General features: G+C 61.4%; 13 protein-coding genes. 7 read left to right on the plus strand and 6 right to left on the minus strand.

The genetic code is table 11. From position 1 onward, the window contains the following. The first annotated feature begins 43 nt into the window (after positions 1–43). From ACR0KJ_RS16275 to ACR0KJ_RS16290, 4 genes are all read left to right on the plus strand, one after another. Positions 44–607 (plus strand): helix-turn-helix domain-containing protein, encoded by a 564-nt coding sequence (locus ACR0KJ_RS16275; RefSeq protein WP_480627162.1) that lies wholly within the window; start codon positions 44–46, stop codon positions 605–607. Positions 608–611: 4 nt separating this feature from the next. Continuing rightward, a complete protein-coding gene (locus ACR0KJ_RS16280; protein ID WP_480627163.1) occupies positions 612–884 on the plus strand; it encodes a CBU_0592 family membrane protein in 273 nt (90 codons plus the stop codon). Between the two features lie 70 nt (positions 885–954). Continuing rightward, complete coding sequence (gene sseA, locus ACR0KJ_RS16285; protein WP_170455914.1) at positions 955–1,809, plus strand: 3-mercaptopyruvate sulfurtransferase; 855 nt, start codon at positions 955–957, stop codon at positions 1,807–1,809. Beyond that, the gene (locus ACR0KJ_RS16290) at positions 1,809–2,993 is read left to right on the plus strand and encodes an amino acid aminotransferase (protein WP_480627164.1); all 1,185 of its coding nucleotides are present in this window, start codon (positions 1,809–1,811) and stop codon (positions 2,991–2,993) included. Before sseA ends, ACR0KJ_RS16290 begins: the two co-directional genes overlap by 1 nt. 68 nt (positions 2,994–3,061) lie before the next feature. Here the strand turns inward: ACR0KJ_RS16290 and ACR0KJ_RS16295 are convergent, their stop codons facing one another. Together ACR0KJ_RS16295 and ACR0KJ_RS16300 are read right to left on the minus strand one after the other, a co-directional pair. Beyond that, a complete protein-coding gene (locus ACR0KJ_RS16295) occupies positions 3,062–4,372 on the minus strand; it encodes an ammonium transporter (protein WP_170524184.1) in 1,311 nt (436 codons plus the stop codon). Between the two features lie 34 nt (positions 4,373–4,406). Continuing rightward, positions 4,407–4,745: a P-II family nitrogen regulator gene (locus ACR0KJ_RS16300; RefSeq protein ID WP_170434072.1), complete on the minus strand. Its 339-nt coding sequence runs from the start codon at positions 4,743–4,745 to the stop codon at positions 4,407–4,409. 259 nt (positions 4,746–5,004) lie between these two features. Between ACR0KJ_RS16300 and ACR0KJ_RS16305 the strand changes: the two genes are divergently transcribed. Beyond that, a complete protein-coding gene (locus tag ACR0KJ_RS16305) occupies positions 5,005–7,191 on the plus strand; it encodes a transglycosylase domain-containing protein (protein ID WP_480627165.1) in 2,187 nt (728 codons plus the stop codon). Between the two features lie 55 nt (positions 7,192–7,246). On the opposite strand, the gene leuB is transcribed toward ACR0KJ_RS16305, so the two are convergent. After that, positions 7,247–8,350 (minus strand): 3-isopropylmalate dehydrogenase, encoded by a 1,104-nt coding sequence (gene leuB / locus ACR0KJ_RS16310; protein WP_170455906.1) that lies wholly within the window; start codon positions 8,348–8,350, stop codon positions 7,247–7,249. A 91-nt stretch (positions 8,351–8,441) separates the two neighbouring features. Between leuB and ACR0KJ_RS16315 the strand changes: the two genes are divergently transcribed. After that, positions 8,442–8,969, plus strand: a complete 528-nt coding sequence (locus ACR0KJ_RS16315; RefSeq protein WP_170455904.1) for a redoxin domain-containing protein — start codon at positions 8,442–8,444, stop codon at positions 8,967–8,969. On the opposite strand, the gene ACR0KJ_RS16320 is transcribed toward ACR0KJ_RS16315, so the two are convergent. Beyond that, entirely contained in the window at positions 8,966–9,859 is an 894-nt protein-coding gene (locus ACR0KJ_RS16320; protein ID WP_170455902.1) for a LysR family transcriptional regulator, read from the minus strand. The genes ACR0KJ_RS16315 and ACR0KJ_RS16320 overlap by 4 nt on opposite strands. Positions 9,860–9,942: 83 nt before the next feature. Here ACR0KJ_RS16320 and ACR0KJ_RS16325 point away from each other — a divergent pair, with 83 nt between their 5' ends. Further along, positions 9,943–10,857, plus strand: coding sequence for a Rossmann-fold NAD(P)-binding domain-containing protein (locus ACR0KJ_RS16325; RefSeq protein WP_480627166.1), 915 nt, complete (start codon positions 9,943–9,945; stop codon positions 10,855–10,857). Here the strand turns inward: ACR0KJ_RS16325 and ACR0KJ_RS16330 are convergent. After that, a complete protein-coding gene (locus ACR0KJ_RS16330) occupies positions 10,821–11,849 on the minus strand; it encodes an endonuclease/exonuclease/phosphatase family protein (protein ID WP_480627167.1) in 1,029 nt (342 codons plus the stop codon). The two genes, ACR0KJ_RS16325 and ACR0KJ_RS16330, sit on opposite strands and share 37 nt — an antisense overlap. Further along, complete coding sequence (locus ACR0KJ_RS16335) at positions 11,846–12,676, minus strand: hypothetical protein (RefSeq protein ID WP_170455896.1); 831 nt, start codon at positions 12,674–12,676, stop codon at positions 11,846–11,848. Before ACR0KJ_RS16335 ends, ACR0KJ_RS16330 begins: the two co-directional genes overlap by 4 nt. Positions 12,677–12,696 lie beyond the last annotated feature (20 nt).

Here is a 12,696-nt window from a genome sequence, read left to right on the forward strand (position 1 = left end):
ACATGTGCGCTATAACGCACAAGAGGATTCGAAAGACAGTGAAATGGCACCGGACGACATTACTCTGAAACTACGGGATGTGCGCGCGGCCTCGGGGCTGAGCCTGTCGAAAGTGGCTGAAATGACCGGTGTCAGCAAAGCCATGCTGGGCCAGATCGAACGGGGCGAATCCAGCCCCACCATTGCGACCCTGTGGAAGATCGCCAAAGGGTTCCAACTTCCGCTCAGCGCGTTGATCGGGTCGTCCGTTCTGCGCGATCCGGCCAATGCGGGGGTGTTCCAGACCGTCACCTTCCCCGGCAGTATCGAGGTCAAGATCGTCTTTCCCTTCGACCCGGCGCTGGGCGCGGAAACCTTTCACGTCCAGCTTGCCCCCAACCAAAGCCACGAGTCGCCCCCCCACGCCGCCGGCGTCACCGAAGAGGTCTTTGTCCTCAGCGGAGATCTGGAGATTTTGCGCGATGGGGAATGGCTGCTCCTGCAGACCGGGCAGGGCCTGCGCTTTGCCGCCGATCTGGCGCATGGATACCGGGCCGGTGCGCAGGGGGCGGCTTTTCTGAATATGCACCACTATTCGCAACAGCCTGACCATCAGAACGGACCCTGACCGCATGACCGCATTGTTGGAAACCCTGACCATCGTGGACGCCATCGGGTCGTTCGGGGCGCTGATCGTGGTGGCGGCCTATTTTGCAACGCAGATGCAGATGATGAATTCGGACGATCTGGCCTTTCCGGTCGTGAACCTGTTGGGCTCGGTGCTGATCGTCTATTCGCTGGTGCATAATTTCAACCTTGCCTCGATGCTGATCGAAGGGTTCTGGATTCTGATCAGTCTGATCGGGATTATTCAGCATTTTCGCCTGCGCCGGGCGTCAGAATAGGCCGATCCAGCCTTGAACCCCTATCCTGCCGGGTATAGGGAAAATTCAAGCTCGCTGAGGAGAGGCTTTGATGCAGGACGATCCGAAAACCCTGGTATCTACCGAATGGCTGGCCGCACATATCAAGAACCCGGATCTGCGGATTCTGGACGGGTCGTGGTATCTGCCTGCGCAGAACCGTGACGCCAGGGCCGAGTATGAGGCGGGCCACATTCCCGGCGCGCGCTTCTTCGACATTGACGAGATTTCCGACCACCGTTCGGATCTGCCGCATATGGCACCGCCGGTGGAAAAGTTCATGTCGCGCCTGCGGGCCATGGGCGTGGGTGACGGCCATCAGGTGGTGGTCTATGACGGCGCGGGGCTTTTCTCGGCGGCGCGGGTCTGGTGGCTGTTCCGCCTGATGGGGCAAGAGAACGTCGCCGTGCTGGATGGCGGTCTGCCCAAGTGGCAAGCCGAAGAGCGTGAGATCGAGGATCTGCCCCCCGTTATTCGTGACCGCCACATGACCGTACGGGTGCAGAACCAGATGGTGCGCGATGTTACGCAGGTCTCTGCTGCTGCCAAGCTGGCCGATCACCAGATCATCGATGCCCGTTCCGCCGCCCGTTTCGCCGGAACCGAGGCCGAGCCGCGCGAAGGCTTGCGCTCGGGCCATATTCCGGGGTCGCGCAACGTGCCCTTTGGCGACCTGCTGAATGGGGACGGCACGATGAAATCGCCCGACGCGTGCCGTGCCGTGTTCGAGGCCGCAGGCGTTGATCTGTCGAAACCTGCGATCACCAGTTGCGGGTCAGGCGTGACCGCCGCAATCCTCAGCCTTGCGCTCGAGCGCATGGGCAAGAAAGACCACTCGCTTTATGACGGCTCCTGGGCGGAATGGGGTGCCTTCCCGACCCTGCCCGTCGCAACCGGAGAGACCTGATGTTCGAGAACCTCAAACCGCAGCCCGCCGACAAGATTCTGGCGCTGATGCAAATGTACCGCGAAGACCCGCGCGATCAGAAGATCGACCTGGGTGTGGGCGTCTACAAGAATGCCGAGGGCGTGACCCCGGTGATGCGTGCGGTCAAAGCCGCTGAACAGCGCATCTGGCAAGAGCAGGAGAGCAAGGCCTATACCGGTCTGGCCGGTGATCCGGCCTATTCGGATGCGATGATCGGCCTGATCCTTGGCACTGCGGTTCCGCGCGGCAATATCGCCGCCGTGGCGACCCCCGGCGGCACCGGCGCGTGTCGGCAGGCGTTTGAAATGATCCGCATGGCCAACCCCTCGGCCCGTGTGTTTGTGTCGAACCCGACATGGCCCAACCACCTGTCGATCCTGAACTATCTGGGAATGGAGACGGTCCAGTACCGCTATTTCGACGGCGAAACGCGCGGCGTTGATTTCGATGGCATGATCGAGGACCTGAAAACCGCCACCGCAGGCGATGTGGTTCTGCTGCATGGTTGTTGCCACAACCCGACCGGTGCCAACCTGAACATGGTGCAATGGCAAGAGGTCGTGAACCTGATCAACGAGCGTGGCCTTGTGGCGATGATCGACATTGCCTATCAGGGTTTTGGCGACGGGCTTGAAGAAGACGCACAGGCCACCCGCCTGGTGGCCTCGTCCGTCAAGCGCTGCCTGATCGCGGCGTCCTGTTCGAAGAATTTCGGCGTTTATCGCGAGCGTACCGGCCTTCTGATGGCAATCAGCGATGATCCGGCGCAGACGGCGCTGAACCAAGCGACCCTGGCCTTCCTGAACCGCCAGAACTATTCCTTCCCGCCCGATCACGGTGCCAGGGTTGTGACCACGATCCTGAACGATGACACCCTGCGCGCCGATTGGGCCGCCGAGTTGGAAGAGGTGCGCCTGTCCATGCTGGGCCTGCGTCAGCAACTGGCCGACGAATTGCAACGCCTGACGGGATCGGACCGCTTTGGCTTTGTCGCCCAGCACCGCGGCATGTTCTCGCGTCTTGGTGCCGCGCCGGAACTGGTCGAGAAACTGCGCGCCGATCACGGCATCTACATGGTCGGCGACAGCCGCCTGAACATCGCCGGTCTGAACGCAACAACCGTGCCGATTCTGGCACAGGCGATTGTTGACGTTGGGGTTTAGTCCAAACAACATTCCAAAAAGAAACCCGGGCACGAGCGCCCGGGTTTTTTTGTTGAGCAGATTGCAGCTTAGCCTTTCGAGAACTCCGGGTAGGCTTCCATACCCAGTTCTGCCATGTCCAGACCGTTGATCTCGTCTTCTTCGCTGACGCGGATGCCGACGGTTGCTTTCAGAACCATCCACAGGATCAGCGCGGCGACGAAGGTGAAGACACCGTAGGCAACGATACCGGTCAGCTGGGTGATCAGGTTGGCCTCGCCGTAGAAGATCACGGCGATGGTGCCCCAGATGCCTGCGAACAGGTGGACCGGGATGGCACCGACCACGTCGTCGATCTTGAACTTGTCCAGCATCGGAACCGCGAAGACCACGATGATACCGCCCACGGCACCGATCCACAGCGCGCCGAACAAGGTCGGGGCCAGCGGTTCAGCAGTGATCGAGACCAGACCGGCCAGCGCGCCGTTCAACACCATGGTCAGGTCGGGCTTTTTATACAGGACCTGGGTCATGATCAGGGCGGCAACTGCACCTGACGCGGCGGCCATGTTGGTGTTGGCGAAGATGCGCGACACGTCGGAGACGTCACCCACGGTGCCCATCGCCAGCTGCGAGCCGCCGTTGAAGCCGAACCAGCCCAGCCACAGGATGAACGTCCCCAAAGTTGCCAGCGCCAGGTTCGAACCGGGCATCGGGTGAACCTTGCCGTCCTTGTACTTGCCGATACGCGGGCCAAGGATCAGACAGCCAGCCAGAGCGGCCCAGCCCCCGACCGAGTGCACGACGGTCGAACCGGCGAAGTCGGAAAAGCCCATGGCGTCCAGCCAGCCGCCGCCCCATTTCCACGACCCCGAAATCGGATACAGGATGCCGGTCAGCACGATGACGAAGATCAGGAAGGGCCACAGCTTGATCCGCTCGGCCACGGCGCCCGACACGATGGACGCGGTCGCAGCCACAAAGACCAGCTGGAAGAAGAAGTCCGAGCCGATCGAGGCATAGTCCAGGGCGGCTTCGGCAGGGTCAACACCCACCGCATCAAGTACCGTCGGACCGCCAAGGGCAAAGAACCCGTTGAAGTCGCCCGGATACATCGTGTTGAAGCCGACCAGCCAGTACATGATCGCGGCGCAGGAAAACAGCGCCACGTTCTTGATCATCTGCATGGCCACATTCTTGGACCGCACCAGACCACCTTCCAGCATGGCAAAACCTGCCGCCATGAAGAAGACCAGAAAGCCCGCCATCAGGAACAGCAGGGTGGTAAAGATATACTGGGTGTGCAGCGCGGCCTCGCCTTCTGCGGCTTCTTGCGCCAAACCCATCTGCGGCAGCACGACCAGCGCGGCAGCAGGGATGAGAGATTTCATCAGGTTCATGTGTTTTCCTCGGATTGAGTGTGAGTGTCGGCGCTTACAGCGCCTCTTCGTTGGTTTCTCCGGTCCGCACGCGCAGCGCCTGCTCGACATCGAGGACGAAAATCTTGCCGTCACCGATCTTGCCGGTCTTGGCGGTTGTGGTGATGGTCTCAACGATCTGGTCGGCCATCGTGGCGGGCACCACGATCTCGAGCTTGATCTTGGGCACGAAGTTCACGGCGTATTCGGCGCCGCGATAGATTTCAGTGTGACCGGATTGCGAGCCGAAGCCCTTAATTTCGGTCACCATCATGCCGCGCACGCCAGCCTGGGTCAGTGCCTCGCGCACCTCCTCGAGCTTGAACGGCTTGATTGTCGCAATGATCAGTTTCACGTCTTTCCCCTCTGCTTCTCCGGTCTGACCGGCTTGTTTGCACCTGCAGAAAAAGAGCGTGACCCGAGGCGGTAAGAAACGGTTTTGGGGCGTAATTCGGTTCAAAATTGACGCAAAGTTGCACAATTTTTGCACAAAACCTGCCGTGCGTCTAAATTTTAGGCGGATATGGGAGGGGAAATTCCGGTAAATCGGACCTCAACATAGGCAGGCCACCGGGGTATGGTGGGCCAAAAGTATAACCGGGCAGAGTTTGAGCATGACTGAGTCCAAGCGCCGCAAACCGACATTGGTCGCGGATAAACGGTACCCGTCGAAGGGGCGCAAACCTTCGGCGACCAAGCGGGCTGCGAAACCGGCGGGCAAGAAATCGACCGCCCGCAAGACAACCACGCGCAAGACCGCCCGCAAGAAGACACGCAAACGCTCGGGCAGCAATGGCGGTGGGATTTTTCGTCGCCTTTTCCGTTGGATCTGGCGTCTGATCTGGGGTGTGACCTGGCGCGTCGGGGCTGTGGTGGCGATGCTGATCGCGCTGGCGGTGGGGGTCGTTTACACCTCGCTGCCCGATGTGGATGCCTTGCTGGACGGGCGCGCACGGGGGTCTGTGACGCTGTTGGATCGCGACGGCAAGGTGTTTGCCTGGCGCGGCGATCAGTTTGGTGGAGTGATTACAGCAGATACCGTCTCACCCCATCTTAAGAACGCGGTGGTCGCCACCGAGGATAAGCGATTCTATCGCCATTTCGGCGTCAGCCCGCGCGGCGTTGCCAGCGCCGTGCGTATCAACCTGAGCGAGGGGCGCGGGCCGCTGTCTGGCCACGGCGGCTCGACCATCACCCAGCAGACCGCCAAGCTGCTGTGTCTTGGTGTTCCCTACGATCCCAGCGAGTGGGAGTCCGAGGCCGCTTATGAGTCGGATTGCCGTCAGGGCTCGCTGTGGCGCAAGGGGAAAGAAGCCATTTATGCGATGGCGATGGAGGTCAAGTACTCCAAGGACGAAATCCTGACGATCTATCTGAACCGGGCCTTCCTGGGTGCAGGTGCGCGCGGATTCGAGGCTGCAAGCCAGCGCTATTTCGGCAAATCCGCGGCCGAGGTCTCGCCGGCCGAAGCGGCGATGCTGGCGGGTCTTCTGGTTGCCCCGACACGCTATGCGCCCACCAACAGCCTGCAACGATCGCAGGATCGCGCGCGGCTTGTGGTCGGGTTGATGGAGGACCAGGGTTATCTGTCCGGCGCGCAGGCCAGCGAAGCGCGCAGCCGTCCTGCGGAACTGTCCGAGGCCGCAGCAGCAAGGGCTGGTGGCTATTTCGCCGATTGGGTCATGGCCAGCGGGCCTGAGTTTTTCACGCGCAATACCACCGAGGATGTGGTGATCCGTACGACTCTGGACCAGCGTATTCAGAGATCGGCAGAAGAGGCGCTGCAATTCATCTTTCAGGAGAAGGTTCGCGAAGGGTCCAAGGCTCAGGCGGCGATTGTGGTGATGTCCGCAGACGGCGCTGTTCGGGCCATGGTCGGCGGGCGCAAGACCCGCGTGTCGGGCGCGTTCAACCGCGCGACACAGGCGCTGCGCCAAACCGGATCGTCCTTCAAGCCATTCGTCTATGCCACGGCATTGGAGCTGGGCTATTCGCCCTATGACATTGTGGTCGATGAACCCTATTGCGTCGACATTCCGGGGTCGGGCAATTGGTGCCCCAAGAACTATACGAACAAGTTCTATGGCCGCGTGACGCTGGCCGACGCCCTGAAGAACTCGCTGAACATTCCCGCCGTGAAAGTGGCCGAAGTGGCCGGGCTGGACAATGTGCGCACCGTGGCCAGCGGCTTCGGGATCGCCAGCGATCTGGCGCAGGGACCGGCGCTGGCGCTGGGCGCATCCGAAAGCACACTGATCGAGATGACCGGGGCCTATGCCGGTATCCTAAACGGCGGATCATCGGTTGAACCATATGGTCTGACCGAGTTGAAGCTGCTGGGCGATGACACGCCGGTCATGGTGACGACCACCGGGATCGGTGAGCGGGTGATCAATGACAACGCGGCCAAACAACTGACCTGGATGATGGAGCGTGTGGTCTCCGAAGGCACCGGTGGCCGGGCGCAATTGCCCGGATGGCAGGTGGCAGGCAAGACCGGGACGACTCAGGCCGCGCGGGATGCGTGGTTCATTGGCTTCACGGCGGATTACGTGGCGGGGGTTTGGATGGGCTATGACGACAACACGCCGCTTTCGGGCGTGACAGGCGGCGGCTTGCCTGCCGAGATCTGGAAAGAAACCATGCTGCGCGTGACCGAGGGGATGACGCCAACACCCTTGCCCATGATCGTGCCGGAACCACCGGTGCAGGTCGCGCAACCACAACCCCGACGCCGCCAAGGTGGCGGCTTTGAACGGGCCATCAATAACCTGATCAGGGATATCTTCGGCGGGAACTGATACGAAAAAAGGCGGCGCACCGGGCACCGCCTTTTTTCAATTCTATTGGGATAGCTTACAGACTGGAATCCAGCGCCGCGATGATCGCCGCACCCATTTCCGTGGTCGAAACCGGGGTCACGCCCTCATCCGCCAGCAGATCGCCGGTGCGAACGCCATCGGCCAGAACTTTTTCGATCGCCGTTTCCAGACGGGTGGCTTCATCGCCCTGATCAAAGCTGTAGCGCAGCGCCATGGCGAAGCTGAGGATACAGGCAATCGGGTTGGCCTTGCCTTCACCCGCGATATCGGGGGCCGAACCATGCACGGGCTCGTACATCGCCTTGGGGCGGCCATTGGCCATCGGAGCGCCCAGGGACGCCGAGGGCAACATCCCCAGCGAGCCGGTCAGCATCGCGGCACAATCCGACAGGATGTCGCCGAACAGGTTGTCGGTCAGGATCACATCGAACTGCTTGGGCGCGCGCACCAACTGCATAGCGCCATTGTCGGCATACATATGGGACAGCTCGACTTCGGGGTAATCGGCGGCGACGCGGGTCACAACCTCACGCCACAAGATGCCCGATTCCATCACGTTGGCCTTCTCCATCGAGCACAGCTTTTTGTTCCGGCGCATCGCCAGTTCAAAGGCCGAGCGCGCGGCGCGTTCGATCTCGGATTCGGTGTAGCGCTGGGTGTTGATGCCGACGCGTTCGTTGCCTTCCTCGAAGATACCACGGGGCTCGCCGAAATAGACGCCAGAGGTCAGCTCGCGCACGATCATGATGTCGAGGCCAGCGACGATATCCTTTTTCAGCGACGAGAAATCTGCCAGCGCGTCAAAGCACTGGGCCGGGCGCAGGTTGGAATACAGATCCATTTCCTTGCGCAGGCGCAGCAAGCCGCGCTCGGGCTTGAGGCTGAAATCCAGATCGTCGTATTTCGGACCGCCTACGGCACCCAGCAGCACCGCGTCGACCTCTTGCGCCTTGGCCATGGTTTCGTCCGACAGGGGCTTGCCGTGGGCATCATAGGCCGCACCACCGACCAGATCCTCGCTCACGTCAAAGTGAAGGCCGCGATTGGTGCCGAACCAGTCGATGATTTTGCGCACTTCGGCCATAACTTCCGGGCCAATTCCGTCTCCGGGCAGGATGAGGAGCGAGGGGTTGGACATGAAGGGTCTCCTTGCGTTTCACAGCTCAGGCCCTAGCGTCTGCGCCGCATCGGGTCAATGAGACGATCCGGCAGAATCACGAGGAAAACACATGTTGATACCGGGAAATCCTGTCCCAGGCCTGAAAATCGAAACCGTAGGCCATGGAAGTTTTGATCTGGATGCCGACAAGGGCGAAAACGGCACGCTGGTGATTCAGTATCGCGGCCTGCATTGCCCGATCTGCATCAGGCAGATGGGTGAGGTTGAAGCCGCGCTGGACGACTTCGCCGCGCTGGGGCTTGAGGTCATCATGCTGAGCACCGACACCGCCGAACGCGCTGCGGAAACCGTGGCAAAAGCGGGCACGACCCGGCTGCGCGTCGGGCACAGCCTGCCGCTGGCCGCTGCGCGGGAAGACTGGGGCCTGTATCTGTCCAAAGGTCGCGAAGGCACCGCCGAGGCCGCGTTCTTTGCAGAACCGGGGCATTTCTACATCGCCCCCGACCGGACGCTGTATTTCGCCTGGCAGCAATCGACCCCGTTTGGCCGCCCCTCGGTCGCTGACATGCAGGGTGGTATCAAATACGCGCTGGACAATGGCTATCCGCCGCGCGGCACCTATACCGGCCCGCTTTAAAGGCTGGCTTTCAGCCCGTCGGCCAGCAAGTCCCAGACCCTGCGAATGCGCGGGGTCTGGCGCATCGCTTGCGGCGCGGCAAGCCAGACCGGCAGGATCGGAATCTTTACATCCAGCGGCAGAACCTCGACCAGAGGGTCCTCTTCGGCGACCTGAACCTGACTGAAGCCGATACCGCACCCGGCGCGGATCAGCTCCCAATAGGCGCTTTGCAGATCGCAGCGGGTGGCAAAGCTGTCCTTGCTGGCGGGCCATCCCTTTTCCTGCATCTTCCGGATGATGTCTTCGTTGGCGTCGAACCCGACCAGATCGTGATGGAACAGATCCTCGGGCGTCTTGGGTCGTCCGACGCGGTTCAGGTAAGTTGTGGCCGCGCAGAAACACAGCGGGACATCACCAAGGTAGCGCGACACGATATCCATCTGTTCGGGACGATACATGCGCACGGCGATATCGGCCTCGCGATAGAGCAGGTTTTCAGTTGCGTCCGTTGCGACCAGTTCCAGCTGAATGGCCGGTTCCTGCTGTCGGATATGCGCCAATATGGGCGGCAACAGGTGGTGAGAGGCAAAGACGGAAGCGGTGATCCGCACCGTGCCCTCCAGCTCTTGCGACTGGCCTGCCGCCGTCATGCTGAACGCGTTCATCGCCTGATGCATCTGCCGCGCCATGGGCAGCAGCTGGTTGCCCACATCGCTGAGTTTCAGCCCCCGCGCGTGCCGGTCAAACAGCGACACGCCAAGTTCCTCCTCCAGCGCATGAATCTGCCGGCCCAGTGTCGGCTGGCTGCGGTCCAGTTGCCGCGCGGCGGCGGACAGAGACCCGGTTTCGGCCACCGCCAGAAAGCTTTGGATCAGCGACCAATCGGCATGGGTAAGCGCTTTGTCCATTCAGATATGAATACATGATCTGCGTTTGCCGGCAATTCCCTGAATCATGTGCAAGGTTAAGTTGGTCCCCACAGGAGGGCACCATGCAACACACCGTACTGATACTCGGCGCCAGTGGCCGGTTTGGCCGCAATGCCGAACTTGCATTTCGCAAAGCCGGTTGGACCGTGCGGAAATTCAATCGCGAGGCTGACAAGCTGGATCAGGCGGCGCGTGGCGCGGACTTGATCGTCAACGCCTGGAACCCGCCATATACTCAGTGGGCCCGTCTGGTGCCGGGCCTGCACCGGCGGGTGATTGACGTGGCTGAACGCACCGGCGCAACGGTCATCGTACCGGGCAATGTTTATGTATTCGGGGCGGATACTCCCGACCCGTGGTCCGCGGACAGTCCGCATTCGGCCCGGAACCCTTTGGGTCGTATCCGAATCGATATGGAGGACGCCTATCGCCGTTCAAGCGCGCGGGTGATCATCCTGCGGGCCGGGGATTTCATCGACACGTGTGCGTCGGGGAACTGGTTTGATCAGGTGATGATCAAGAGCTTGTCGAAAGGGCGGCTGGTCTATCCGGGCAATCCCGATATTCCCCACGCATGGGCGTACCTGCCTGACCTTGCAGCGACGGCCGTCATGTTGGCCGAGATGCGGCAAGGCTTGCCTCGGTTCTGCGATCTGCCATTTGCCGGATATACGCTGACCGGGCGCGAGATTGCGCAGTCTCTGTCGCGGGTGACGGGGGGTGATGTGGCGCTCAAACGGATGCAATGGTGGCCCCTGCAGCTTGCCGGTCCTTTCTGGCGCATGGCCCCGCATTTGTTGGAAATGCGCTATTTGTGGGATGTGCCGCACCGGCTGGACGATACGGCCTTGACCACGTTGATCGGCAGCGTGCCACACACCGATCTGGATCAGGCGATGCGTACAGCGATACCATCAGAGCAGACCGCGACTGCGGTGTCTCATGGCATCGAGACATCCACCCAGACCAGCCGGTGACGGCTGGCGCGTTCGGCGCTGTCCCGTTTCGCTTCACCCGGCGCGGGCCAGAAGACACCGGCATCAACAACCTTCAGATCGGCTGAGGGCAGAACGTAATCCACTCGCAGCTCTCCCACCGCCTTCCAATGGACAGTGGCCCTGTCGCCCGCGGGGGATTTGGGCTGTGGATCCTGCAGGCGCGGGTCCGAGAGAAGGTTGGCGATGGTCTCTCTGCGCCCGTCGCTGTGATTGGGGTCCAGATTGGCATCCCCGGCGATCACAAACGGATCGGTCGGGGCTGGGCCAATGCCACCATCCATCAGCACAGACCACAGCCGGATCTCATCTCGATTGCGCAGGCCGTTGCGATCCTCGGGGCCGTCGAACACGGGCGGGGTTGCGTGAAAGGTCATCAGATTCAGACGGCCCGAGGGGGTGTAGATCGGCACGACCCAATGGCCGGTCGACGACAGGCGCTGCGCCGCTTGTGCCTGCTCGGATGGGTACGGTGCGCCCTCGGCCACGGGCAACTCGGCCCCCGGCAGATCGCGCCATAGCAGGTCCGAGAAATCCTGCGCCTCGGACATCGCAATCTCATACCGGGACAGAACAGCCAACCCACCATGCCCGGTAAACAATCCCCAACCATGCGAGTCGCCGGGCCCTTGCGTGCGGCCATCCCCATCCAGATCAAGCCCGCTGTCCAGCCCGGTATTGGGCTGCGCGATAAACTGATAGGGGTAATCCAGCCCGGCCTCTCTGAGGCTTTCTGCCAGAGCCGTCAGGGCCATCGCGTTCATGTCCCAGTCGATGCCTTGCAGCGCCACGATGTCGGGCCCCGTGGCCACAAGCACATCGACGACCGCCCGCACCTGCGCCTCGTCGCGCTGAATGTCGCGCAACAGCAGGCCGGGACCTTTCCGGCTGAGCTCGGTGTTGAAGCTGGCAATGCGCACCACATCTGCCTGCGCCGCGATGGGCAGCAACAGCAGGATCAGGGCGCGGATCATGCGGCCTGAGTTGTCTCGGATGTTGAGTAAGCGCGGCGCTTTTCCACGATCAGCCCGGCGATGCGCAGGGTCGCCATGCCACGCATGATCATGCTGGCGGGCAGGAAGGCCCAGGCGCTCATGGTCCAGATCAGGGTCTGCGGATTGTTCAGCGAAATCGGCGTCACGAAATTGGTCAACAGCTTGATCACGGCCGGGATCAGGAACGGCAGCAGGATACCGATGCAGATGTTCAGACGACCGTCACGCTGCAGGCGGCTGACCACGTCACCGCCTTTGGTGGGGTCGAACAGCGGCAGGTTGGTCCAGACGTTGAAGGCCCCGTTGCCAGTGGGCCAGCCGCGCAGTTTCACCGCATAGGCAAAGCTGGCAATCGTGACCAGAGCGGCGACATAGGCGACACTCGCTGTGATCCGCACCAGTTCAACCAGCGGCGCGCTGGCGTCGGCAGGCAACATCAGAACGATCAGCCGGACGGGTGAGTACGGGAAGTCCACCACATTGGCGACGGCCAGACCCATAGAATACGAGAATGTGGTCAGATCGGTTGGTGCATAGCCATTCTTGCAGACCAAAGTCAGGAACGTGACCATCGACATCAGGCCGACAAAACGCAGCCGATTCACCGGCGGGGCGTCGCGGAATTCGATAAAGCTGGGAAAGGCAGAGTTGTATTCGGCAAAGGTCAGGATGAACGCGAGGATCGCGAGGAAGACCACTATCTCGGTCCCGTTCGTCGATGATACAGGCAGGTACAACGCGGGTGTCAGCACCAGAAGTGCAACCAATATTCCACGTATCGCCGCCCCAGTTGTGCGCGCAATCACTATCCGAACCCTTTTTCAAA

The sequence above is a fragment of the Ruegeria sp. AD6 genome, assembly GCF_056542325.1.

Bases quoted from the DNA above. Each gene is read 5' to 3' on its own strand.
- ACR0KJ_RS16320 (WP_170455902.1), bottom strand. From the start codon at position 9,859: ATGGACAAAGCGCTTACCCATGCCGATTGGTCGCTGATCCAAAGCTTT.
- ACR0KJ_RS16275 (WP_480627162.1), top strand. From the start codon at position 44: ATGGCACCGGACGACATTACTCTGAAACTACGGGATGTGCGCGCGGCC.
- sseA (WP_170455914.1), top strand. From the start codon at position 955: ATGCAGGACGATCCGAAAACCCTGGTATCTACCGAATGGCTGGCCGCA.
- ACR0KJ_RS16315 (WP_170455904.1), top strand. From the start codon at position 8,442: ATGTTGATACCGGGAAATCCTGTCCCAGGCCTGAAAATCGAAACCGTA.
- ACR0KJ_RS16325 (WP_480627166.1), top strand. From the start codon at position 9,943: ATGCAACACACCGTACTGATACTCGGCGCCAGTGGCCGGTTTGGCCGC.
- leuB (WP_170455906.1), bottom strand. From the start codon at position 8,350: ATGTCCAACCCCTCGCTCCTCATCCTGCCCGGAGACGGAATTGGCCCG.
- ACR0KJ_RS16295 (WP_170524184.1), bottom strand. From the start codon at position 4,372: ATGAACCTGATGAAATCTCTCATCCCTGCTGCCGCGCTGGTCGTGCTG.
- ACR0KJ_RS16280 (WP_480627163.1), top strand. From the start codon at position 612: ATGACCGCATTGTTGGAAACCCTGACCATCGTGGACGCCATCGGGTCG.
- ACR0KJ_RS16305 (WP_480627165.1), top strand. From the start codon at position 5,005: ATGACTGAGTCCAAGCGCCGCAAACCGACATTGGTCGCGGATAAACGG.
- ACR0KJ_RS16290 (WP_480627164.1), top strand. From the start codon at position 1,809: ATGTTCGAGAACCTCAAACCGCAGCCCGCCGACAAGATTCTGGCGCTG.
- ACR0KJ_RS16330 (WP_480627167.1), bottom strand. From the start codon at position 11,849: ATGATCCGCGCCCTGATCCTGCTGTTGCTGCCCATCGCGGCGCAGGCA.